This is a genomic window from Sphingobium sp. TomMM15 (assembly GCF_055397045.1).
This window is the reverse complement of record NZ_AP027314.1, coordinates 1532465-1556163: the sequence shown is the minus strand read 5'-3', so window position 1 is coordinate 1556163 and position 23699 is coordinate 1532465. Positions and strand designations below refer to the sequence as shown.

General features: G+C 60.5%; 18 protein-coding genes, 1 tRNA gene and 1 pseudogene. 8 read left to right on the top strand and 12 right to left on the bottom strand.

The window, feature by feature from the left end:
- The first annotated feature begins 164 nt into the window (after positions 1–164).
- Positions 165–380 (top strand): hypothetical protein, encoded by a 216-nt coding sequence (locus ACZ51H_RS07825; protein WP_464801456.1) that lies wholly within the window; start codon positions 165–167, stop codon positions 378–380.
- Positions 381–734: 354 nt separating this feature from the next.
- On the opposite strand, the gene ACZ51H_RS07820 is transcribed toward ACZ51H_RS07825, so the two are convergent.
- Positions 735–808: transfer RNA gene (locus tag ACZ51H_RS07820), tRNA-Gly, on the bottom strand.
- Positions 809–1204: 396 nt separating this feature from the next.
- Here ACZ51H_RS07820 and ACZ51H_RS07815 point away from each other — a divergent pair.
- The 3 genes from ACZ51H_RS07815 (at position 1205) to tnpB (ACZ51H_RS07805) (ending at position 2949) form a co-directional block, all read left to right on the top strand.
- Positions 1205–2370, top strand: a protein-coding gene (locus ACZ51H_RS07815) for an IS3 family transposase (RefSeq protein ID WP_464801455.1) whose coding sequence is annotated in 2 segments (ribosomal slippage) — positions 1205–1457 and positions 1457–2370 — 1167 coding nt in all. Because the reading frame shifts where the segments join, the coding sequence is not laid out codon by codon here.
- 4 nt (positions 2371–2374) lie between these two features.
- A complete protein-coding gene (locus ACZ51H_RS07810; protein WP_464801454.1) occupies positions 2375–2743 on the top strand; it encodes a transposase in 369 nt (122 codons plus the stop codon).
- A complete protein-coding gene (gene tnpB / locus ACZ51H_RS07805) occupies positions 2740–2949 on the top strand; it encodes an IS66 family insertion sequence element accessory protein TnpB (protein WP_464801453.1) in 210 nt (69 codons plus the stop codon). Before ACZ51H_RS07810 ends, tnpB (ACZ51H_RS07805) begins: the two co-directional genes overlap by 4 nt.
- Before the next feature lie 6 nt (positions 2950–2955).
- Here the strand turns inward: tnpB (ACZ51H_RS07805) and ACZ51H_RS07800 are convergent, their stop codons facing one another.
- The 3 genes from ACZ51H_RS07800 to ACZ51H_RS07790 form a co-directional block, all read right to left on the bottom strand.
- Positions 2956–5073, bottom strand: a complete 2118-nt coding sequence (locus ACZ51H_RS07800) for a recombinase family protein (protein ID WP_464801452.1) — start codon at positions 5071–5073, stop codon at positions 2956–2958.
- Positions 5074–5374: 301 nt separating this feature from the next.
- On the bottom strand, positions 5375–5839 hold the full coding sequence (locus ACZ51H_RS07795) for a helix-turn-helix domain-containing protein (protein WP_464801451.1): 465 nt from the start codon (positions 5837–5839) through the stop codon (positions 5375–5377).
- 115 nt (positions 5840–5954) lie between these two features.
- Positions 5955–6272: a DUF5372 family protein gene (locus tag ACZ51H_RS07790; protein WP_464801450.1), complete on the bottom strand. Its 318-nt coding sequence runs from the start codon at positions 6270–6272 to the stop codon at positions 5955–5957.
- Positions 6273–6286: 14 nt separating this feature from the next.
- On the opposite strand from ACZ51H_RS07790, the gene tnpB (ACZ51H_RS07785) reads away from it, so the two are divergent.
- A complete protein-coding gene (gene tnpB / locus ACZ51H_RS07785; protein WP_464801449.1) occupies positions 6287–6478 on the top strand; it encodes an IS66 family insertion sequence element accessory protein TnpB in 192 nt (63 codons plus the stop codon).
- Between the two features lie 277 nt (positions 6479–6755).
- Here the strand turns inward: tnpB (ACZ51H_RS07785) and ACZ51H_RS07780 are convergent.
- Together ACZ51H_RS07780 and ACZ51H_RS07775 are read right to left on the bottom strand one after the other, a co-directional pair.
- Positions 6756–7887, bottom strand: a pseudogene (locus ACZ51H_RS07780) (IS3 family transposase).
- 313 nt (positions 7888–8200) lie between these two features.
- Complete coding sequence (locus tag ACZ51H_RS07775; protein WP_464801448.1) at positions 8201–9232, bottom strand: IS110 family RNA-guided transposase; 1032 nt, start codon at positions 9230–9232, stop codon at positions 8201–8203.
- Between the two features lie 89 nt (positions 9233–9321).
- Here ACZ51H_RS07775 and ACZ51H_RS07770 point away from each other — a divergent pair, with 89 nt between their 5' ends.
- Both ACZ51H_RS07770 and ACZ51H_RS07765 read left to right on the top strand, forming a co-directional pair.
- Positions 9322–10776 carry a chromosome partitioning protein ParB gene (locus tag ACZ51H_RS07770; protein WP_464801447.1) on the top strand — a complete coding sequence of 485 codons (1455 nt, stop codon included), beginning with the start codon at positions 9322–9324 and terminating at the stop codon, positions 10774–10776.
- Positions 10777–11057: 281 nt separating this feature from the next.
- A complete protein-coding gene (locus tag ACZ51H_RS07765) occupies positions 11058–12293 on the top strand; it encodes a diguanylate cyclase domain-containing protein (RefSeq protein WP_464801446.1) in 1236 nt (411 codons plus the stop codon).
- Positions 12294–12300: 7 nt separating this feature from the next.
- Here ACZ51H_RS07765 and ACZ51H_RS07760 read toward each other — a convergent pair whose 3' ends face one another.
- From ACZ51H_RS07760 to ACZ51H_RS07735, 6 genes are read right to left on the bottom strand one after another with little or no spacing between them, the layout of a single operon-like run.
- Entirely contained in the window at positions 12301–13302 is a 1002-nt protein-coding gene (locus tag ACZ51H_RS07760) for a glycosyl hydrolase family 8 (protein ID WP_464801445.1), read from the bottom strand.
- Positions 13292–13756, bottom strand: a complete 465-nt coding sequence (gene bcsD, locus ACZ51H_RS07755; protein WP_464801444.1) for a cellulose biosynthesis protein BcsD — start codon at positions 13754–13756, stop codon at positions 13292–13294. Before bcsD ends, ACZ51H_RS07760 begins: the two co-directional genes overlap by 11 nt.
- Complete coding sequence (locus ACZ51H_RS07750; RefSeq protein ID WP_464801443.1) at positions 13753–17220, bottom strand: cellulose synthase subunit BcsC-related outer membrane protein; 3468 nt, start codon at positions 17218–17220, stop codon at positions 13753–13755. Before ACZ51H_RS07750 ends, bcsD begins: the two co-directional genes overlap by 4 nt.
- Entirely contained in the window at positions 17217–21572 is a 4356-nt protein-coding gene (bcsA, locus tag ACZ51H_RS07745; RefSeq protein WP_464801442.1) for a UDP-forming cellulose synthase catalytic subunit, read from the bottom strand. The genes ACZ51H_RS07750 and bcsA overlap by 4 nt, the downstream gene beginning before the upstream one ends.
- Entirely contained in the window at positions 21569–22279 is a 711-nt protein-coding gene (locus ACZ51H_RS07740; protein WP_460986346.1) for a cellulose synthase operon protein YhjQ/BcsQ, read from the bottom strand. The genes bcsA and ACZ51H_RS07740 overlap by 4 nt, the downstream gene beginning before the upstream one ends.
- Positions 22279–22629, bottom strand: a complete 351-nt coding sequence (locus ACZ51H_RS07735; protein ID WP_449473744.1) for a hypothetical protein — start codon at positions 22627–22629, stop codon at positions 22279–22281. The genes ACZ51H_RS07740 and ACZ51H_RS07735 overlap by 1 nt, the downstream gene beginning before the upstream one ends.
- 646 nt (positions 22630–23275) lie before the next feature.
- Here ACZ51H_RS07735 and ACZ51H_RS07730 point away from each other — a divergent pair.
- The gene (locus ACZ51H_RS07730) at positions 23276–23575 is read left to right on the top strand and encodes a DUF736 domain-containing protein (protein ID WP_464801441.1); all 300 of its coding nucleotides are present in this window, start codon (positions 23276–23278) and stop codon (positions 23573–23575) included.
- Positions 23576–23699 lie beyond the last annotated feature (124 nt).

Sequence of the window (23699 nt, the reverse complement as noted above, 5' to 3'; positions counted from 1 at the left end):
CAGTGTTTGCATGATACTCGGATTTCACCAGCCGCTGGCTAAACCTATCCTTGTAATCCTGCTGTTTACAAACTAATTTCTGAGCGTAACCTTCTGATATGATGCTGATCGAAAGAGCTGCCCGGGCCCTCTGTCTGCTAGATGGTCGGCCCGAGGATGAGGAATTGGCGGGTAAGCCCCGCTGGCAAAGTTATTTGCCGCATGTCCGCGTCGTGCTGGACGCTATCCATGAACCAAGTCTGCAAATGGCAGAGGCGGGGGCAGAGGTGATACGCTACGCTAATCCAGAAGAAGCTACGCTTGGCTTTACGGGGGATGCTGCCAATGTCTGGCGCTTCATGATGGACGCGATCGGCAAAGACATCTCTACCAGGGACTGAACGAAACCTAGAGCAGCGTGCTTCGCGCAAATGAATTTCGCCAGCCTTCCTTAACTCGGAGTAGCTGAGGCAAATACGACCGACGCGCGGTCAGTACCTATGCGAAATTTCTGACGGTTGTGGCAGAGGGTAGGGCAAGACGGGTGTGCGTGTAAAACCCTGCGACTGACGTATCCGATCGATCTGCTGCATTCTCATTGGAGGGAGCGCGCTCATTGGCGCCCTGTGTCAATGTCGCGTGAAGGATTTGCGGTAATTTCAGGAAAGGATATTGGCCATCTGACTGTATTTCCGCCGGATGCTTATCCGGGGTCTAGGCCGTACGGGTCAAGGGCGGAAACTGACGGAAAACTGTGGAGCGGGTAGCGGGGATCGAACCCGCATCACAAGCTTGGAAGGCTAGTGCTCTACCATTGAGCTATACCCGCCCGTACGAGGCCAGCGCCCTGCCATCTTTCAAGGGCATTCGTCAATAGCTCCAATCAGCTATTGTGAAGTTTGGACGTGTAAAGATCGCTTGGATTTAGTCGGTCATCGCCGCCACACCGTTGAGCCCGGTCGATCCCCCTTTAGTCCAACTTCTGAATCGCCGCCCGCATGTGATCAACGCCCACGCTGGCGTGATGCTGGACCATGCGAAGTGATTTCCAGCCGCACATGTGCATGATGGTGATGAGGTCGGCGGTCGCACTCCTCTCTGCTCAGGAAGCGAACGCGCTGGTTGTCGAAGGGAATGGCCTTCAACTTGATGGGAGTGAGGTGACGTGACCCCCATTTCTTCATCCACTTGGAACTAGAGACCGGCCCTTGAAGGGACGGACGGAATGAAGCGGAAGCAGTTTTCGGAAGAGCAGATCATCGGCATTCTGAAGGAGGCCGAGGCGGGTGCGGTGGTGACGGAGCTGTGCCGCAAGCACGGCATGTCGAGCGCGACCTACTATGCGTGGAAGGCGAAGTTCGGCGGCCTGGAGGTATCCGACGCGAAGCGCCTGCGGTCGCTTGAAGAGGAGAACGCCCGGCTCAAGCGGCTGCTCGCGGACACGATGTTGTACAACGCGGGTCTGAAGGATCTGCTGTCAAAAAAATGGTGACGCCCGCCGCGAAGCGGCAAGCGGTCGCTCATCTCCAGGCGACGCTGGGGATGAGCGAGCCGCGGGCGTGCATGGTCGTCGGGGCGGATCGCACGAGCATGCGGTATCACTCGTGTCGGGGAGATGATGGCGACCTGCGGTCGCGTTTGCGTGAGCTGGCGCAGCAGCGCCGGCGGTTTAGCTATCGGCGTCTGCACATCCTGCTGCGCCGGGACGGCATCACGATCAACCGGAAGAAGACCCAGCGGCTCTACCGTGAGGAGGGTTTGACTGTCAGGCGCCGGAAGGGCCGAAGGCGCGCGGTTGGCGCGCGGGCGCCCGCGCCGGTGTTGGCGCTTCCCAACCAGCGCTGGAGCTTGGATTTCGTGCACGACCAGCTCGTCACCGGCCGACGGTTCCGTGTGCTCAACATCGTCGACGACGTGACGCGTGAGTGCCTCCGGGCGGTGGTGGACACGTCGATCTCGGGCCGGCGGGTCGTGCGCGAGTTGACCGATCTGATCGCCGAACGTGGCAGGCCAAAGATGATAGTCAGCGACAACGGGACCGAACTGACGTCGAACGCGGTGCTCGCCTGGTCGGGCGATGCAGGCGTCGAGTGGCATTACATCGCGCCGGGCAAGCCGACGCAGAACGGGTTCGTCGAGAGTTTCAACGGTCGCATGCGCGACGAGCTGCTCAACGAGACGCTGTTCTTCACCATCGGTCAGGCCCGCTCGATCCTGGCTCGCTGGGTGGACGACTACAACACCGAGCGGCCGCACTCGTCGCTCGGCTACGCCACCCCGGCCTCATTCGCTGCCGGGCTTGATCAGCAACGGGCGGGGTTAACCCCGCCCGTTGCTTCACCTGCGCTCATGCGCGACAACACCGGTCGCTCTCTGGTTGCCGCTGGATGAGAGATTGGGGTCACGTCCTGAGGTGCTCGGCAGCATGGCAGGTCGGCGACGGATCTGGACGCTGGAGCAGAAGCTGGCGATAGTCGGGGAGATGGCGCGTTGCGGCAACATCGCCGAGTTCTCCCGCCAGCACGACATTCGCACATCGTTGCTCTACACTTGGCGCCGGGAGCTGCGCTATGCGTTGGAAGCGGGTCGGGCCGCCAGCCATGCGGAACCGATGTTTGTGCCGGTCATGGCCGACAGTCCCAAGCCATTGTCGAGCGATGTCGCAATAGAGGTTGAGGTAGGAGGCGCCGTCGTTCGGATTGGACGTATGGCTAAGGCCGATCTGGTGGCGGCGGTGATCCAGGCGTTGCAGGTACAGCGATGATCGGGATCGGTCCGGGCACGCGGGTCATGGTGGCGACACGCCCGGTCGATTTTCGCAAAGGGCCTGATGCCCTGGCGGCGCTGGTGAGCGCGCAATATCGCGGCGATGCATTTTCTGGCGTGATCTACGTCTTTCGGGCCAAGCGTGCCGACCGGATCAAGCTGATCTGGTGGGACGGGACCGGCCTGTGCCTGATGGCGAACTAACTGGTTTCATACTACAGCCCTTTCGTCGAGATCCATGCATTTAGAGCCGTCGAGCCGACGGATTGTCTCGGCCCGATGGGCTAATTGGTTCCATCTGCTGCACTGCTTGACCGGGACATGCGGTCCTGGCGGCTCGTAGAGGCTGATATAGCCATTGTAGGGATGTCGTTTCACGATACCGTATTTCGCCCACCGGACCAAAGTGCACTCGGTGATCCCGAGTTTGGCGCAGGCCTCGGCTTTCGTCAGCATTCCTCGCTCGCGCAGCCGGTCGTAGCGCGGGCGCAGACCATATGTCTTGACGAGATAGATGACGCGCATGTCGGTAAACTGGGCGTCGGCCTGATCCCGTCGCGCTGAACCGCCGGGCCGGATCCCTTTTGCATTCAGTATGTCCGCGATTTCGGCACAGATATGGTCGTCGAGCAGCTTGTCGACCAGTGCGACGACCTCGGGCCGGGTCTTTACCTGCTGTGCAGAAGATTTAGGATTTTGGGTCGTGAGCGTTTGGGTCCTTCCGCCCCTAAAGCGGATATTCACCCGTGTCTCTCCCTCAGCTGGGATCTTGAGCAGTGTGACGTCTTCAACGAGGTAGGCAAGAAGCCGCTTGCGTTCACGGTTCGGCAGCGTCGGGTCGTGCCAGACCGTTTTGAAGTCGGTCGTCATGGCGGTCAACCGATCGCGGACTCCATCGTCGAGTGCCACCCGTTCTTCGCGTAGAGCATGCTCCCTTTCTTCCTGCAGGTCGGCCAGCAAGCGCAGTCTGTCGTTCCACTCTCGTTCAAGAGTGTCGGCCACCAGGCGATTGTTCGGATCGACCAGCATAAACCGCCGCTGCGCAAGATCGGCATCGATCTGGGCTCGTTCGACAGCGCGAAGCCGGAGTTGATCCGCTTCGTCATGGCGCGCCTCTATCTCCTTTCTGATCTCCAGCGCCAACTCCACGGCGGCGGGCGTCATTTCAGCAGCGATCAGTTCGCCGATGGCTCCGTCAATGGGCCAGCCTGCGATCGACTGACAGTGGCGTTCACCGCGAGTCTCGTAGGCCTGGCTGCACACATACCACGTATCCACCTGTCCTCGCCGATCGGCGTAGCGGGCTTTCATATAACTGCCGCAGCGTCCGCAGATCACGCGCCCTTGCAGCAAGGCTGCGCCTTCGCGAGGCGGCGAGGCGCGCGCGGGATCGTATCCTCGCCCATTGGCCTCAAGTATTTTGAGATTATGCTGATATTGTTCCCAACTGATGTAGCCAGGATGGGCATCAGGGATGCAGGCGAGCCATTCCTTGGGATCACGTTTGCGGAGTTGTATCCTTCCGTCGACGGTCCGGCGGTAAAGACGCTGGCCATAGGCGTAAACACCCGCATAGCGCGGATTTTTCAGCGTGCGCATTGTGGTCGATGTGGTCAACGGTTGGAAGACCACCTGTTTGCCATTGCGAAGGCGAGATGGGAAGAGCAGGCCTTCCCTGGCGAACGCCTTGACGGTTTGCGCGGCCGATCCGACCCGCGAGAAGGTCTCGAAGAAGTGGGCGATCATCTCCCGGACTTGGGCGTCAGGATCGAGCACGACGTCGCCAACCTCATTATAGATAAAGCCGGTTGGCAGAGGACAATGATATTCACCACGGCGCACCTTGTTGAGGATGCCGCCACGTAATCGCGCTTTGATGACATGCAGCTCGGCTTCACTCATCGTGCCCTTGAGTCCGAGCAGCAGGCGATCATTGAAGTTGGACGGATCGTACACGCCATCTTCGTCGAGGATGAGCGTGTCGGCCAAAGCGCAGATTTCCAGCAGCCGATGCCAGTCCGCATTGTTTCTCGCGAGACGGGATACTTCCAGGCCCATGACGATCCCCGCACGCCCCATACCGACATCGGACACCAGTTTCTGGAACCCTTCGCGCCATGACGCCGACGCACCGGATTCACCTTGATCGCTGTCAATGACGATGATCTGGTCGTCGCGCCATCCCAGCCCGACCGCACGCCCGCGAAGGTCGTACTGGCGCTTGGTGCTTTCGACATTCTCCATGACCTGCCGCATCGACGACTGCCGGATGTAGAGATAGGCCCCTCGCTCGAGATGGCGCGATTGGACCTTGAGATTTTCGTTCATGCCGATCTCCTCCATTCAGGGGCTGCCATCACCATGGCGGCGAGCAGGTGGATGACTGTGCGTCGTTCGGAAGTTGCATCTGCGATCGGCAGACCAACTGCCGGGACGGCAGCGGATGGGCTATGGCAGGGCGCCCGCAAAATCGCGCGAGCCCAAGCCAACATGCCTTGATGCAGAAGGATAGTAAGGCCGCTGCGCGCCTCCGGGGGTAGCGCGGTCCCAAGCGCGGCAGCGCGCAATATTTCGTATCGCTCCATGGCGCGGCACTGCATCGCGGGATGCAGTTGCGCGCCGGCGCCGATCACGCAGTTTTTTTTACACCGAGCGCCCGCTCGATCGTTCTGGGGTGGACATCGAGCCCGAACTTTGCCCGGACACGATCCGTCAGTTCGCGCGCCCGAATGGGTTCGCCAGGGTCCACCTGCGCCTTGAGGAACGTCATCACTTCGCCTTGGAGCTTGTGTGGTCCGCGAGGACCACGCTTCCTCGGGACTAGGCCGGCCAAGCCCGCATCCTCGAAGTCCGCCTTGGCCTGATAGAAGGTTGGCCGGGAGACACCATATTCGTCGGATGCGTCGGTCACCGACATTTTGTCGACGGATACGCGCCGCAGCATCTCGTATTTCACTTGCACAATGTCGCGCGGATCGAAGAAGCCGTCCTTCTGGAATTTCGGATCGCCCACCTTCTCCGGCGCCGGATTGAGCGTGCCATCTGCGGCCAAAACACTCGCCTTCGATCGCTTGTGCTTGATCTTGTCCGGCACCTGCAACCCTCGCTACCCGCTTTGTATATGTAATGTATAATATGCCGTATATGGCGCATTCGTCAAGGCTATTGCACCCATAGACTCGCAAGTAAATTGCCATATTGCACAACATTCATCGCAACCTCCACGGATATCGCGGCGTCTTTTCCTTTACAGTAGCGGCATAATTATGCTTACGTGATTTTGTCCCGGAAGCTCTTTTCCGCGCCATCAGCAGTCCCACCAGTTCATTGAGCTCCAACAGATCGGTAAGGCTGCAAAGGACACGCCTGACCTCAAGATCAGGAGATGTCGCATCCGTCCATTGCGGCGGAACAGAACAAATCTGACCATCGGCAAAGCGCAGCAACCACCGCTTGCCCGATCGATTGCCACGTCTCGCAATGCACTCCCCTTGCTGTCCGGAGTATGGATGGAAAGGGTGGGTCACAGTCACAAGCTGCAATGGCGCAGATGTACCGCCCGCATTTCCAACTGAGGTACAAGCGTCTTGAGCAAGGCGGCTTCAAGTGGCCTGGCATCCAGGACGGCGTGATGCGCCTTTCTGCCGCCCAGTTGGGTGCGCTTCTGGAGGGATTGGACTGGCGCCGGGTCCATGGCGGCCGTCGGCCGCAGGCCCCGCAGATTGCCGGTTGACGGGGCTCTGCCCTACTGATTCACTCTTTCCATGCTGACGCAAGCGGACCTGCCTGACGATATGGACGCGCTCCGCGCGCTCGTTCTGGAGCAGTCCCGGCTGTTGGTGGAGGAGCGGGCAGCATCTGAGGCCAGGCTGACAGAACTGGGCGTTGCCAAGGGTGAGGCAGACGCGAGATCGAGCGTCTTCAGTCGATCATCGATGCCTTCATGCGGCACCGTTTCGGCCGCCGGTCCGAGTGGACATGTAACGGTTTTGTGCCGGTCACTTATCTCATTATGCCACCTTGGCTTCGAAGGCGAGCGGGCTAATGCCGCCCAGATATGAATGGCGACGACGGGCGTTGTAGAAGCCGTTGATGTATTGGAAGATGGCAGCTTCTGCCTGCCGTCGCGTTGGCCAGCGCTGCCGCCAGATGAGTTCCGCCTTCAGGGATTTGAAGAACGTCTCGACGGAGGCATTGTCGTAACAATTACCCTTGCCGCTCATTGATGGACGCAGGCCATAGGCCTGCAGCTTTTTCTGATAATCGTAAGAACAATATTGGCTGCCGCGATCCGAATGGAAAAGGCAGCCCTCTGGTGGCTGGCGCAGGCGTACCGCCATATCCAGTGCCCTGATCGCCAAATCCTTCTTCATCCTGTCGCTGACAGCCCAGCCCACGACGCGGCGGCTATGCAGATCGAGGATGACAGCGAGGTAGAGCCATCCCTCCGACGTCCAGATATAGGTGATGTCGCCGGCCCATTTACGGTTGGGCGCATCGGCGGCGAAATCGCCGTCCAGCCAGTTTGCCGCGACACCCAGGCGATGGTGGCTGTCTGTCGTAACCTTGTGTTTGCGCGTGCGGACCGGCCTGATCCCGTTGATGTTGGCTACGCCGCCCTTCGGGTCATAAGGCGCCCGACCCGGCGCTCACCCACATCGAGCCCCACCTCTTTTAACTCCATCGTCATGCGAGGACGGCCGTAGCTGCCAAGGCTCAGCCTGTATTGTTCGCGGATATGAGCCAACACCTTCATGTCCGTCCGGTCCCGGCAACTGATCGGGCGCGAGCGCCAGGAACGATAGCCGCGTTCACTGACAAGCATGACACGGCAGAGCAGTTGCCGCCAGCTATGCACGAAAGCGAACTTCACGGCCTTTGGCTCGCGAAGAACTGCGTGGCCTTTTTTAGGATTTCCCTCTCCTCCCGCAGCACGCGGTTCTCAAGGCGAAGCCGTTCATTCTCGCGCGCCAGATCTGCTTGCGGCGCTGAAACCAGATCACTGGGCCGATACTGCGACACCCACTTGTTCAGCGTCGATTTGCCAACCCCCAAATCCAACGCGACCCGCTCCCGCGGCAACCCACTGGTCAGCGCAATCCGCACCGCCTCCTGCTTGAACTCCTCGCTATGTTTGATCATCTCGTCGGTCTCCTTGAACGAGCTTTAAACTCTCAAGTGACCGGCACAAAACCGTTACATGTCCAGACGCCCCTTCAGACGCAAGCGGAAAATTGGGTTCGGCGCGTAGTCGGATGCTGCCATCTGTCCGGCCTCGTTATGCAGGATGTACTGCGGGCCTGTATGGGAGTCCGCGGGTGAAATCCAAATCAAGTCCGCGTGCTTTGTGCACATTGTAACGGTCTGGTTTTTTGACCTCGTCTCGCCGACTGTTGTGCCATACCCTCCTTCGACCGACTGCGTCTTCCGACGACCTCTGGTGACTTTGGCGGCGCTATACCGCCATTATCACCGGAGCTTTGTAATCCTCTTCCTTCATGAGCAGTGCCCAAACGATCCGCGCTGTCTTGTTCGCCTGGGCCACGGTCACCAGCATACGCGGCTTTCGAGCCAGCATTCGAGCAAGCCACGAACCTTCAGTCGCACCTCGTTTACTGGCCTGACGCACAACAGCACTGCTGCCAATGATCAGCAATCGCCGCAGTGTGCGCTCGCCCATCTTGGATGTCCGCCCCAGCTTGGTTTTTCCGCCTGTAGATTTCTGCAGGGGCGTAAGGCCAAGCCAAGCGGCAAAGTCACGCCCCCGTTTGAATGTCGCTGCAGCAGGTGCGAGTGCTGCGATCGCTGTCGCAGCTATCGGTCCAACGCCGGGGATGGTCATCAGCCGACGAGCGACTTCATCTTCGCGGGCTCGCCGCGCGATTTCCTTGTCGAGTTCCGCTATCCGGTGATCAAACTCCTCAAGTATGCCGAGCATGACGCGGAACATTTCTCGCGCAGCCGAGGGTAGCGACGCAGTGACCGCATCATCGATCAGCTCGCCAAGCTGCGCTACCCAGCTCGGCCCTTTCGGAGCAACCCAGCCATACTCAGCCATGTGCCCCCTAATCGCATTGATCGTTTGCGTGCGTTGCCGGACAAGTAGATCGCGGGTCCGGAACACCAGTGCCGAGGCTTGCTGCTCCTCGCTCTTCACCGTCACAAACCGCATGTTCGGGCGCTGCGCAGCTTCGCAAATGGCCTCGGCATCAGGGGCATCGTTCTTTTGTCGCTTTACGAACGGCTTCACGTAGGCTGGCGCAATCAACCGAACATCATGTCCCATACGCATCAGTTCCCAAGCCCAGTGATGTGCCCCGCCGCAAGCTTCCAGCGCCACTAGGCACTTTGGCTGAGCAGCAAAGAACGACAGCACTTTACCACGCGTAACCCGTCGACTGAAAACCTGAAGCCCGTTCGCATCGGCCCCGTGCGCATGGAACACATTCTTTGCGATATCCAAACCGATCATGCTAATCTCCGACATGGACGCCTCCTCAAGTGGTGTTCAACACCTCCACTATGGCACATCGATGCCTCGGGGGGCGTCCACCCCATCAAGTCCAAGGTGACCCAATGGGAACTTTCACCCGGCTGGTGAAGGAGGGCCGCGAGGTGGATGATATCGCCGCGACCTTCGGATTTCCTGACCTCACCATCCGCCGCATCCTCGCGCTCGGCAATCTCCTGCCACGCATCCGCGATCTCTACCGGGCCGAGAAGCTCGACCGTACCACCGTCCGCCACCTGACCCTTGCCAGCAAGAGCCAGCAAAAGGCGTGGCTTGCGCTCCATGATGACCCGGACAGCTATGTGCCGATCGAGCACCAGTTGAAGGCATGGTTATTCGGCGGCCAGTCGATCCCGGCGCGCTTCGCCCTCTTCGATCTGGCAGAGTATAAGGGCGTAACGGTCGCGGACCTGTTCGGCGACGACCGCTATTTCGCGGATGCCGATGCTTTCTGGATCGCCCAGAATGCGGCCATCGAGGCTGCGAGCGAGGCTTATCTCGATCAAGGCTGGAGCGATGTCGTCATCGTTCCGCCATCAGATCATTTCCATAGCTGGGAATATGAGAAGGTCGCCAAGCGCAGGGGCGGCCGGGTCTATGTCGATGTCCGCGCGACGGGCGAGGTCAGCTTCCACGAAGGCTATTTGACGCGGAAGGAAGCGCGGAAGGCAGAGCGCGGCGAGGTGTCAGGTGGCGGGAAAATCCAGCGGCCTGAGCTCACCTCGACGCTGCAAACCTATGTAGACCTGCACCGCCATGCCGCCGTGCGCGCCGCGCTTCTGGGTCATCCGGGCATGGCGCTGCGGCTCATGGTCGCCCACGCCATCGTCGGTTCGCCCCTCTGGACAGTACGGCCCGAACCGCAGTCAACGCGCAACGACGAAGTGCGCGAAAGCGTCGAACTGTCGCGGGGCGAGGCGCTGTTCGACGAGCGCCGCCGCGCCGTGCTCGACCTGCTCGGCTTCTCCTCCGAGGAGCCGACAGTCACGGGCGGCAATGGCGATGCTGCTTGGGAGGCAGGTGACTCCCAGCAGGGGGTCGCGGGCGTCTTTCTGCGCCTGATCGCGCTGCCGGACCCGGCGCTCATGGACGTGATCGCGGTCGTGATGGGCGAGACGCTGGCGGCGGGCAGCGCCGCCGTCGAGGCAGTTGGTGCCGAGATCGGCATCGACATGGCCGCATGGTGGCAGGCCGACGAGGCGCTCTTTTCCCTGCTGCGCGACCGTGAACTGCTCGGCCATATGGTCGCGGAGGTCGCGGGCGAGACGGTCGCGACAGCCAATGGCCAAGAGAAGGTCAAGACCTTGAAGCAGATGATTGCCGACCATCTGTCGGGGGCGGATGGGCGCGCCAAGGTCGAGCGCTGGGTGCCGCGCTGGATGGCTTTTCCACCGAGCGCCTACACCGAACGGGGTGGGGTGGGCACGGTTGCGGCCCATGGCAAAGTCGTTGCCGCACGCGATCTTGCTGCCACGACAACAGCCGATGCGAGCGGGGAGCCGTTCGCAGAAGCCGCATGAGGCTGTAGGGCGGGAGGTGCGAACCTTCCGCCCGCCAGCGGGCCAAAAATCGCGCGTCGCGTGGGTGATAGCGGAACGAGCTGGGAGGCTGGCGGGGGTGGTGCATAGAACCTGCTTGCCAGCGCCATAGTGATTGGCGGATTTGGATTTGGTCCGACAGCGCCATTGTCGCTAAAGGAGATAAAAGCTCAAAAAATGGGCTGATCCGTCAAGCGGGTTTTGACATTTTTTACGGCTTTGGAGCGTTGGGTGGTGAGCCCTTCTTTTGCCGGGAGCAGGATTTGAAACGGTTTACGATGATGCCAGACTGGATGGTGAAGATGAGAAGAGGTGTCCTAGCATTCTCCAACCATTTCACGACCCTGCCAATCCCGGATGCTGTCCACTGCGAACTCGTGCAGTCCCTCTTCGCCATGCGCCTGCCCATCGCCGGCATGGGTGTCCTTTTCGGCGTGGCGGGAACAACAATTTTCATAGAACATCGCGATGCCACGATCGGGCTTATAACCGCGATTGCAGTGGTAGTGACAATCGCGCGCCTGGCCCTCATCACCGCCTATCAGCGGGAGGCATGTGGAACGACCCTGACCATCGATCGCGTGAAACAATGGGAACGGCGTTATGCAGCAGGAAGTTACATTTTCGCTGGGTTGTTGGGCGCGCTTAGCGCGACTGTGCTCGGTACACATATTCCGCTCAACCATCTTGTCGTCGTCAGCCTCATTTTTACGTTCGGCGCCGGGCTCGTGTCACGGATAGGTGGCAGGCCACGCATTTGCGTGACCAGCCTGTTGCTTGCGACTGTCCCAACTGTCGTCGCCCTTGCCCTGCACGCTCGGGCTGGCGATGCCGGTGCGATGCACGCGGAATATTTCGTGATAGAGGCGCTGCTGGTCAGCGTCGTGACGCTGCTCAGCCTTGAGTCGGTTCGTCATCTGTATCGATCGGACGTTGAGCATCTCACGACAAAGCATGATCTGGCCAACCTTGTGCGGCAGGACGCGCTGACCGGACTGCCTAATCGGCTGCTCCTGAGAGAGCGTTTCCAGAACAGCATGAGCACCGCAGCGTTCGAGAACAGTCAACTCGCCGTCCATTTCCTCGATCTTGACGGCTTTAAACTTATCAACGACCGCTACGGCCATCCCATGGGTGACGCCGTTTTACGCGAGGTTTCCACCCGGCTGCGTTCAATTGTTCGCTCGGTGGACACGGTCGCGCGCATCGGCGGTGACGAATTCATCGTCGTCCAGGAAGGCGTTCAGCATGAGAGCGAAGCAGAGATGCTGGGCCGCCGTATTATCAGGCAACTGAGTGAGCCCTATCTGCTGATGGACGAGCAGATCCGGATTTCCGTGAGCGTCGGCATTGCGATGGCGCCCCGTCACGGGCTCGATCTTGAGCATCTGACAGCCTGTGCGGACGCCGCGCTCTATCGCTCCAAACGAGGCGGCAAGGCCCAGTTATATTTCTGTACGCCAGAGGACGTGTCTAATGCTGGGCGGGCGGTGGCATAGAAAAACATCAAAGTGACTGCGACAGCATCTGCAGCGCTGCTGCATAATAATCGGTCGACAACGGCAGGGACGCAGGCATTCCAAGCGCGCGGTTGGCGATCGTCATGCCCCCAGGTGAGAGCGCGAAGTCGGCCTCTTGTCCCGTTTGAATGTCGATCCAGGCGGGAATGGCTCGTCCAGCACGGACGTAGCCCCGCCAACAATCAATGATCGGCCTGACCAGCTGCTGCCTGCCTCCCGCCTGTGCATAAAGAGGCAGGCGTACAGCGTCGAAGCCGAACCGGGGCGGCTTGGCTGCCGCAGGCGCGATCGCCGCGTTCGCGGTTACATCGATCCAGTCCGTGGGTAGGCGGCGCGGGCCAAAGCGCGCCGCTGCCAGCAGCTTTTCACTGTCGCGGATCACGTCTCCCCAGACGGCTTCACCATCCAGCCGCCGGAACTGGTCGAATGCCGGCCAGACGAAATAGGAGGGGTTGACCGTCACGACATTGGGTGAGGAAAAGCCGTCGATGCCGGGTAGGAGAAGGCGCCGACCAAATCGCTCGATGACCAGATGAGAGAGAATGGCAGCCCTGATTTCCTCGGCTCGTGCAGTCAGAGCGGCGTCCTGCCACTGCTCACCTGCACGGCCCAGAGCCCAGGCGATGAAGATGTCGCCATCTGTTGCATTGTTACGATCTGCCACCGGATTTTCCTGGCGCGGATCGTATCGCCAGGAGTAGAGCGCCACGTCGCGCCTGGCGAGGGTGGCTTCGGTCCAACGGTGCATTTTCTCGAAGGCGTCACGATCATTCGCAGTCAGCGCCAGCCATAGACCATAGCCCTGGCCTTCGCTGTGACTGATTCCCCCATTGCCGTTGTCCAGGACGCGGCCGGACGGATCGAGGAAGGCGGATTTGAAACGGGGCCACAAGCTGTTCGTCAACGGCGGTCGCCCGCCAGCTCTGGCGCAGGATATGGTCAGCGCCGCCAAAGCAGTAAGCGAAAAAAACCTTCGATCAACGGCCATGCCATAGGTCCAGTGTGCCGCCATTGAAATCTACCCGCCGGGTCATCAGCGCCGCGCCGCTGCCGAGTGTCCGGAACCAGCTGTCATAAGCGCCTTCGAGCACCGCAGAGATGATCTCAGCCCACAGCCCTTCGACATCGCCATCCAGTGCAGGTGGCAGGCCCTGATGCCGGATAGCTATGCCTTCCTCTTCCATGCAGAAAATGACATGACCCCAGTCAAGCGCCGACCAAAGCTTGTTGACGCGTGTCGCCAATAAGGTCAGATCGGCTGCGTCTTCCATCGGCTCTGCAGCGGCGAGTTTCCGCCCGACGGCCAGGTAAAAGTTATAGGCCTGAGCAGGCGTCGCCGTGCTCCCTATCTCGGCGGCAATCATAGCGACGAGCAGCGCCAGGCCCTTTGGATCGGCCGAGGCACTGTCAACCGGCATCAGTTGCCGCGTGGCGTTATTCACTGCCCACCTCCAAGTGATTGGCGAATGCCGATCAAGGACCGGAATTCATCATAGTTGCCGAACGTATTGATTCCCATTTGTCCCCCCACTCGCATGGAAGGGCTTACGCGATAGTAAATGGCGCTGTCGGCAGAGAGGGCAAAGCCGGTTTTGCTGATGGCGTCGTAGGTTGAACGCACATCACTGTTCAGGAGTTTCAGATTGTTAAGCAGCCCCTGCGCGGCGTCGCTGGTAGGATAGAGGTTCGCGGCTTCCTGATCGTAGCTTTGATAACCTGGGGCGAAATTCCCCCTCACTTCCCAACGGCTGTCGTCATAGGCGTAACGCACGGGGAAACTGACGCTGATGAAGCTTTGCGGGCTGAAATAGCCGCCATGGCCATAAGTGAAGAAATTCTGGTTGTTATCAAAATCCTGATAATTGACGTTGATGCCGCCAGTCAGGGATGAATTGTCACCCTGATAAAACCGCATATAGCCGCCCGCGTTCAGCTGGATGCCGTAGTTGCGACGGACATTTTCACCGCGGTAGCGGTGAAAGCTGCCGTCGCCGTAAAAGCCGTTGCCGTTGCGGTCATAGCTGAAGGACAGGCCGCCGCCCGTCTTCATGACCTGTCCCCATCGCTCTCCCATGCCGTAGGGGCCGAAAAGTCCGGGGACATCCAGCAGTCGCTGTCCGGTTACAGGGTCGCGCGCGCCTGCCGCCATAACGATCGCGCTTGCCGCCTCGACCAGCCTGGCATCGGTCGCGGGGTTACGGGCGCCTGCATAGGAACTGATGCTGTCTTTTACCGGCTGCCGTTCAAACCATAGCTTCGCCGAAGCCGTGGAGGAAAAGCGTGGCGTGACCGCAGCGCGCCAGGTCGCTCTCGTATTGCCGAAGCCAAGCGGAGTGACACCTGCTTCCAGCTCCACCAGAGGGCTCTTGTAGGATGCCGACAGGGCGACGCCCGCAGCGTGTTGCGCATCAACGCCGAAATTGCGCGAGGCGACCTGGCCGGCGATCGCTGCCGCCTCCGCTATTCCATTGCCGCCAAAGCGTGCCGCGCCCGACGCGCTCGGTGCCCCGGCATCCAGCACCACTGCCTCCGCCTTTACTGAAAGGCGGCCGTTACCGACGCCTGTCGATATACTTGCCGATCCGGTGATTTCCTTCAGCTCGCTCAGCCCCGGTTCGCCGGAACGTTGACGGTATCCGGTTTCGACGTCGGCCCGTGGACCACTCTCGCCCGCAAGCGTGCGGATGTCGGATTCCAGTCGGGCAAGGACAGGATCTCCAACGACTCCGCCTTGCGCCATCGTCGGAGCACTGGAGGCGTAGCCATTATTGTCAAAAGCTGCCGGAACGCCGATTGCAGCAGCACCTGCAGGCAGGGGCGTAGTTGCCGCATAGCCCGGTGCGGCCTGATAGGAAGGCAGGCGTGCGCCGCCTTCAAGTGCAAAGGGGTTAACCGGTGGAGGGGGGGGAGCAAACGCCTGCGAACGGAATGGATTGCTACCCATGTTGCCATTTGTCCCACCGATACTTCCGAAGGGGTTGCTGGCTGTCAGTTGGACATTGCTGCCGCCCATCTGCCGGGCATAGATTTCCCGAGCGCGTTTTAGATAGCGGACTGCCCCGCTTTCATTCCCGCGTGCCTGTTCCATCCGCGCGGCGGCCATGTAGACTTCATGGTCCTCGGGCCAGGTCCGGATCGCGCGATCGACCGCTTGAGCGGCGAGCACCCGGTCACCCGCAGCCCCCGCTGTCTCGATCAGCCCCAACTGGGCTTCACGATCCTTGGGCGACTGCGCCAGGATCAGCTGGTAGCTTTGGGCCGCGCGCGCGGGCATGCCACCTGATTGATAAAGCCGCGCAAGCGCCGACAGGACTTCGCGATTTCCTGGTGCTGCATTCCAGGCGGACTGGAGCAGGTCGAAAGCAGGTGCATATTGTTGCGCCAGCCTGAGCCGGTCTGCCTGCGCCGCCGCCATGCCTCCGTTGATACGAGCGAGTGTGCGCTGACCATCGGCGGACGAACTTGCGAACTGGCTGGCGCGTTGCAACGCTGTTGCCGCGAGGTCATCCCGTCCTGTCTTGGCAAGTACGCGGACGACAGGCTCATAGCCTTCTACATCGCTGATCTCACCGGAAAGCGCTTGCTCCGCGAGTTGAGCTGCACCGCTCGTATCGCCCAGATCATACAGCGCGTCGGCGATCGCAGCTTGTTTGGCCGCGGGCAATCCTGCCGTTCCGCTTAACTGATTCAGTGCGGCGCGTGCTTCGGCCTGACGGCCCATCGCGCCGATATCCCGCGCCCTCTGGATGGCCTGATCGGCCTTCAACCCCATGGCGAAGTTCCGCATCTGCGAGGTGCGCTGATCGTCGGGGATGCGATCGACCAATGCTTCGGCCGTGCTGAAGCGCTTGAGCGAATTATTGAGGAGAGCCGCTGCGTAGAGTGCGTCCGGGCTGGATGAGGACGATAGTGACCGCAACAAGGCGTCAGCGTCTGACACCCGACCGCGGTCGATCATGAAATGCGCATATTCATACCGAATCCAGGGATCATTTTGATCGAGGAGCAGGCCGGATTGAAACTCCTGTTCGGCAGTGACTTCGTCGCCGCGCCCGATTGCAGCGAGCGCCCGTCCGCGTGCCGCCCGGCTCTTCAGTCGAAGCTCGGACTGTTCACTTCCAGCACTGCCCGATGCCTGTCTCAAAATATCTGCGGCGTCGGCATAGCGCCCCTGCCGCTCGAATATATTGGCGAGCAGCTCAAAAGCAGGCTGTCGATCGGAAAAGCCAGACCTGACCAACCCTTCGGCTTTTGCCTGCGCTTCCCCGAGCCGTCCTTCGGACAGGGCCGCTTGGGCTTCACCCAAATCGGCATAGAAGCGCGATGAGGCGAGAGCCTCAACCCATTTGGACGGTGTCCCCCGGCGTGAAGCCTGTTCAAGCAGGTCGCGGGCCTCGGCAAAACGGTTCTGACGCAGTCGTACGATTCCGAGGCCGCCTAGCGCGTCGGCATCGTAGCTGTTGCGGCCAAGGGCTCGTTCGAAAGATGTCGCGGCTTCGCCCAGATTACCCTTGTTCAAAGCCTTGAAACCCGCGGCGCGGGCGTCGCCGCCGCGGTCGGCTGGGGCAGGGCGGGGCGGGGCGGATCGCGCGGCCTGCGCCGGTCGTGTCAATTCCGGGACAGGTCGGGACCCTGGTTTGGCCCCGGTTTTTGCCGCTGGCGGCCTGGCGGGGCGCGATTGCGCGCCACTCAGCCCGTGTCTCGCTTCGCTATTGACAGGATCGAGTACCAACGCCCTGCGAAAGGCCTGGTCTGCCAAGTCATTTCGCCCCTTCGCCCGCCAATAGCGGCCCTGTTGAATCAGCGCGGCGACACCGGGCACCTCCGCAACGGCGATGGTGGGCGTGACGGTTGATGCAAGCAGGGCAGCGACAAGGAATTTTCGCATCGTTATCGCTCCGGTCATGCCTCGTCAGCCCCTTCGAGGCGGCGTTTGGCCTGTGAATTGAAATAGAGATATGCAGGGCCTGCGAGAAGCAATGCCAGCAGCAGGCCGCTGGCCGCCATGAGGATCGGTCGCAGGCTGAACCAGTAGGCGATACGCATCCAGATGGGCAGGGAGCCCACCCAATAGGTAGGTCCGACCGCGAAGCTGGTCATGCCTTCACCATCGGTGACAGCAAGGTCACCCTGGATCTGTGCATTGATCTTCGTATCGGCCATGCCGTTCACCAGCTGCGGTAAGGCATTAGGGTCGTCCGCGAGCAAAGCGACTACGCTGCGGTCGCTGTCGAAGGGGGAGCGGAAGCCCACAATGCCGGAAAAGCCGCGTGCGTTATAGATGATCTGCTGTGCTTCTTCAGGATTGGATCGATCGCCGAGCGAGAAGAAATTCTGGGCGTTCTGGAATGGAGATCGCTCAGCCACCTGGAGTGCGCCATCGCTGAAGCGAACCGGGGCGTTGCCGAACAATTGGCCCGACCCCGCGACACTGCTGGCGCCAATTATCAATATGTCCTTCCCCTCCAAGGCGATCGGGTCGATCCTGTCCATCACCGTGACGCGGGTAGCGGGGAGGCCGGTCGAGTCAGCAAAGCGGCCCATCATGGCCAAAAATGCCTCGATGGTGCTAGCAGTGGCCCCGTGCGGCATTATAACGGCCGTTTCCGCCAGATCGGGCCGGATCGTGAAGGGATAGCCCGCCCCCGCGAACGTCGCGAGGTCGGGCATCTGCAGCGCATGATAGGCATGGCTGAAGTCGATTGTGCTGGTCGGGCTGATGCTGACGCGGACATTTTCCGGCAATGTGCCTTCGCACTTCTTCTTGTTCGCCAGGATCAGATTATAGTCGAACACCAACTCATTCTGGCCGAACAGATTATAACGCGGCAGCACGAGCGAAGCCTTGCTGTCCTGCGATGATGGCCCGCGACCGCGAAAGACCTGGTCCCACAAATCGCCACCGGCGAGGGGCAGCGTGCGCAGATACTGATTGTTGATCGACACATCGAGGCGTGATCCCCGCTTGTCCAGCCAGTCTGCTGTCGGGTAACGATATTGCAGGTCCAGCCTGCCGCCCTGACGAGGCCAGAAGAAAAGGTCGGGCGCGATGCGGAAGCGCGCGCTGAGCGGCCCGGGCGGCAGCCCCAGACCTTGCAAGGCATAAGCGTCGGTGAGCTCGCCCAGACGGACGGGCCGGTTCGTGTTGATCCAGCGCGGAGCAGAATAACGGCCATGTGCAGGGATGCGCACATTGTCGAATGCCATCTGTGAGCCGCCGAATACTCCGCGCCCGCTGGCCACGGCCGCCGCCGCAAGCTTCAGTTCCTGCGTGTTGCGGCCCATGATTAGGAGGAGGTTGCCAAAGGTGTCGCGCGGGTTCCGGATGACGGCAACCGATGGCCCGCGGACCTGCATGGTTACGCCCCCCACGGGCCGATTGCCCAACAGGAAGACAACGGCATTTCCCTGGGGAAGCTGATTGAACATCGGTTTGAATGAAAAGCCGCGATAGCTTGCCAGTCCCCCAAACCATGACGCCGCGCTGGCGGCTGCTTCCAGTTCGCCGTTGCTGGGCCTGCCAGCGAATACGAAGGGTAGGCGGAGAGGCAGATTGTCGTTCCGGTCGAAAAAGGGACTTGGCAGACGTGACAGGTCGGGCGTGAGCGGCAGGCTCTGGACGCTAAGGTCAAACCAGGAGCGGACATTGCTGATGTTGGCCCATAGCGAACTATGGAACGGGTCCTCGCAATCGCGCGTGTAATGTCCGAGCAGGCGCAGGTTGAGGCGGTTGTCGCCCGGCAGGAACAGTGCCGGGTTGACCGGGATGTTCAGAATCTGCCCTCGTGCATCACTGGAGCGAAGCGGGACCACCTGCACAACCTCGCCGTTCAGCAAGACGACCAACTGGCTGAGGTCGCCGATCATGGCCGGCGACCAGGCCAGACTCAGCCTCAATGTGGCGTTCGTCACCACGTCGCTACGCCGCATGCCGAAAGGAATGCCGATTTCGCCCCTCGTGCCTTCAAGACGGATGGGCGACTTTACCTGAAGATCGCGGAAGGTCAGCCGCTGCTGCCGGGTTCCACTCGCTGACGCCGTGCTCACGCTTGCGGCGGGAGCGGGAGTCGGAGCAGCTTTGGCCGCTTGCGGTGTGCCGCTCATGAGAGCGCCGGTCGCCAGCAGGATGGCGGAAGCCTTTAGCCCGGTCATTGCAGCCGTGCGCTTCACATTCCGGCGTTCGGTCCTGTTCAGACGAAACAGCCGTTTGAGTGTCGTAAGATCGACGACGATGATGTCCCACAAGGACCTGAGGCCAGAGACCGGAGGTTGCGGGGCGACCGGTTCCCAGGCATCGGCACGGCCGAGAATGGCCCGGACAAGATGCCGGGACAGCGTCATATCAAGCGGCTGAAAACGCAGAAACGCCTCCCCATGTTCAATTCGAATGGTATCGACAGGTAATGTCAGCTTCTCGTCACCCATGGGCAGCGAGATGTGCGTGACGACCCGGTCGCGCAAAGATATGTCCTGCGGCAGGCGTATGGCGGCGCCGCCCATCGACAGGTCGATTGTGACGGCATCAAAAACATGCCCATCCTGGACATAGATGGTGACCGGAACCTGAGTTTCGATGCGAATGAATTCGCGCGCCTGCTTTGTCTCCCGAGCGACGGACACAGCGGCCAGCAGGATAATGAGGCTGAACAGCGCCCATGCTCCGTTCAACAACAGGGTATCGGCCTGGATGTTGAAAAGGTGCGGAAAGAAAATCAGCTTCACCACGCCCAGTGCGATGCCAAAGAGCATCAGCGCGATGCAGAGCAAGTGAGGTTTCACCGTCCCCAGATCGAAATAGGTGCGATCCAGAAGGCTTCCCTTGTCGGTGACGTTGAACTTGCCCTTGCGGGGATTGAACAGCGTGAAGACAGTTGCCGGCACCAGATGGAAGGCAAGGATCGTTTCATAGATCTCGCCCCAGAACGGGCGCCGGTCACCGCCTTGCGACCGCGCACCCGACACCATCGAACAGTAAAGGTGGGGCGCTGCATAAGCGAAAATCAGCGATGCAGAGGCGTGGATGATATTCTGCCCGAAGATGAGATAGGCGAGCGGGCTCGTCAGGAACACGATGCGCGGCAGCGGAAACTGGAAATGCAGCATCGCATTCAGATAACAGAGCCGTTGCTGCCATTTGAGGCCTGGCCCCAGCAGTGGATTTTCGATCCGCAGGATCTGGGTCATCCCGCGTGCCCATCGTATGCGCTGGCCGATATGCAGCACCAGACGTTCCGTCGCGAGACCTGCGGAGAGGCGGGCACTGATGAAGGCAGTGTTCCACCCCATGCGCTGGAGCTTGAGCGCCGTGTGGGCGTCCTCAGTCACTGTTTCACCAGCGAACCCATTGGTCTCCATGAGCGCCTCACGCCGGATGATGGCGCAGGAACCGCAAAAGAAGGCCGCGTTCCACAGATCGTTACCCTGCTGGACACTGCCATAAAACAGGTCTCCCTCACCGGGGAGGTCCTCTACTGTACGCAGGTTGCGCTGCGCCGGATCGGGGGAATAGAAATGGTGCGGCGTCTGCATGAGAGCGAGCCTGGAGTCTTTCTGGAACCAGCCGGCCGTCATTTGCAGGAAAGCGCGTGTCGGTACATGGTCGCAGTCGAACACAGCTATCAGTTCGCCCGCAGTCTTCTTCATGGCGGCATTCAGATTGCCTGCCTTGGCGTGCAGATTGTCAGGCCGGGTCAGATATCCGCAGCCGACCTGCCGGGCAAAGGCGCGGAACTCGGGTCGGCGACCATCGTCCAGAATGAAAACCCTGAAGCGATCAGCGGGATAGTCCATGTCCAGCGCCGCGAACACCGTGTTACGCACGATGGTGAGACTTTCATTATAGGTGGGGATGAAGACGTCGATCGTGGGCCATTGTGAAGGTTCCCCCTGAAGCTCTACGACCGGGCGATGAAGCGGCCAGCTGGTCTGCAGGAAGCCAAGCAGCAGGATGATCCAGGCGTAGATTTCCGCCAGGTAAAGGCCAGCGCCGAGCAGGAATTCCAGCGGTGTGCCGAATTCCAGCGTCTGCGTCGTACGCCAGAACATGTAACGGGTAGACACCAGGATCGACAGGAGGCCGAGCGCAAGCGTCGCTTTCCGCGTGCGGGATCGGCCGAGTATCAACGCACCGCCAATCGTAATGCCACTGAATAGCCATTGGGCCTGGAGGTCCAGCGGCACGCCGATAACCAGCAGAACCAGCAGGGCCGCGAAAACTGAGATGCCCCATTTGGCGATAGGCGAGGACAGCAGCTTCATGACAGCTGTTCCGCATTGGCGTTAAGCCCCAGCCTGGCCTCGATATGCTGGGCGACTGCCCGGATATCGGCCAGAGCTGCACTGGCGGGAGCATATTTGCTGATCGGTTCGAACATGGCGGCCGCCTCGTTCACGGCCTCGTCTCGCCTGACCGTACCCACGAGCCGGTCGCCGACCAGTTCGCGCAGGAAAATATGCGTGTGCCGCGAGAAGCGGTGCGTGTCATCCAGCTGGTTGAGGATGAAGGCGGTACTACTCAACTCGATGGTAGGAACACCCGCCTGTACCTTGCTGAGCGCCGCAAGGGAGACAGGTTGCGGTAGCAGCGTGCAGACATGCAGGTCCGTATGTGGGAGCAAAAGATCCTTGGTTTCCCGATCACCCGCCGCAACGTCGGCAACGTAGACCTTGCCCGAGCGGAACGGCGATTTGCCATGACGGAGCGCCTCGATGAAATCAGGCTCCCTGCTGAGGCGATAAGCGGAGAAAAGTTCTACTCCCGCGACAGCAAGGGCTGATCCGCCGCCATGAAATTCGGCAAGTGCCTGCGTTGGAAGCAGGCCGAAAAACAGCTTGAGCGTGTCCTGATAGGTAAAATCGATTGCAGCGACATCATGCCCCTTCCGCGCGAGATGCATCGAGAGATGAGCCGCGATGAAACTCGTTCCGGTTCCGCCTTTGGGGGAATGACAGAGGATCAGGGGCATCAGGCGCGGCCCCCTTCATCATTGTCGGAGATGCGCTGGAAAAAGGACCGCAGGTCGTTTTTCATTTCGTCTGAGGATGTATTCTGTCGACTGGAAGAATAGCCGCCGAAAATACCTGCGTCCGACTGTGACACTGCCGGTTTTGCTGGTGCCGCCTTGACTGTGGGAAGCACATCTTCGACGCTGCGGGCTGCGAGCGCGGAAACGGGTTTGCCTACAACGCGATCGTCTGTCAGCAGGGCTTCGAATATGGGCCAGAGCTCCATATCCGCAAAATTGTCGGTGAATTCACGGTATCTGAAATCCCTGCGCCCGAGCCGGGCGAGCAGGTTGGCGGCGTCTGATCGCATAAAGAATCCCCTTTGATGCCTTCGTGCGATATATATCGTTGGTTAAAAAGGCCTTTGCGATCAAGCGGGGAATATGAATAAGGTCAACTAAATATTCGGGCCACTCAGTCGATTTAAAGATTAGCTGTACAATTGTAGAACAATGGCACTCAGGCAGGAGTCCCTTGTTTGTGAACTGCCGGCTCCAGCGGACGCTGACGTCGTCGTCATGACCACGGTGTGCGGCACCGGCAAATATGGTCGCCCGGCCTGTGCGACCGTCCTGCTGATGAACCGGAAGCTCGTCGAGCGCTAGGGGAGAGCCGGGGCATCCGAGTCAAGGAGGGCTTGGATATCGCCTCCAATATCGATCATCGCTGGGCGAAATCCTGCGTTTCGGTCCTGTCCCAAGATCCTCGCGTGCTGGTGGCAATGCCGCACCGGCCTCTCTTTCATGGCAGGTCTGGCGCCGGCACGGCTTGTCCGCGCAACGGCTTCGTCGGCTTTCTTCCCCGCCCTTGCGGGCTTCCTCGCGAGGCAAGAAAACCGGCTCCGGCCGTCCTTCGCTGGCGCTTCGGCCCAGGGGTGCACAGCGCCGTGCCATCGCCTCATCGACTGCCATCGAGGCCGCAGGGGCGGCATTCGAACAAGCAGAAGGAGACTTTCCATGGCACAGATCGGCAGCTTCACCCGCAACGAGGACGGCGTTTACACCGGTGAAATCCGCACCCTCACCCTTCGCGTCAAGGCCACGATCCGGCCTGTCGAACGCGAGCATGACAAGGCTCCGGACCATCGCGTCAGCGCCGGTGGCGTCGAGTTCGGCGCGGGCTGGACCAAGGCGGCGCGCGAGGCCGGCGCGGAATATCTGAGCCTCAAGCTCGACGATCCATCCTTCCCCGCGCCCATCTACGCGACTCTCACCCAGGGCGACGAGGGCGAGCACAAGCTCATCTGGTCCCGCTGAAATGAAGAAGCTCCGCGCCAGATCGGCGCGGAGCCTCTTTTTCTCCTGGGGTGTCGAAAGCCTGGGAGTGGTTTTCGACACTGATGCCGGGGTGTCCCTGTCCGCATCCTGGGTGCCGCGATCG